This is a genomic window from Pseudomonas sp. SIMBA_067, assembly GCF_046534675.1.
GTDB lineage: Bacteria > Pseudomonadota > Gammaproteobacteria > Pseudomonadales > Pseudomonadaceae > Aquipseudomonas > Aquipseudomonas putida.
The window spans coordinates 1-300 of the sequence record NZ_JAWRYH010000231.1; the positions used below are offsets into that span (position 1 = coordinate 1).

Genomic DNA, 300 nt, shown 5'->3' on the forward strand with positions numbered 1-300 from the left:
GTTGTGGATATCGAATTTCCACAAGACAGCGTGCCAGCCGTATATGACGCGCTAAAAGTAACAGATGGCGATTTAGCTGGTTTGACTTTAGAAGTTCAACAGCAGCTAGGTGGCGGTGTGGTACGTACTATCGCACTAGGCACTACAGACGGTTTACGTCGTGGTGCTTCAGTAGAAAACACAGGCGAAGCAATTCAAGTTCCAGTTGGTACTAAGACCCTAGGTCGTATCATGAACGTACTTGGTGAGCCAATTGATGAAGCAGGTCCAATCGGTGAAGACGAGCGTATGTCTATCCAC

1 pseudogene is annotated in these 300 nt (G+C 47.7%); it reads left to right on the forward strand.

Annotated elements, in window-relative coordinates:
• Positions 1 to 300 (forward strand): annotated as a pseudogene (locus tag SB765_RS28870) (F0F1 ATP synthase subunit beta); the annotation flags it as partial.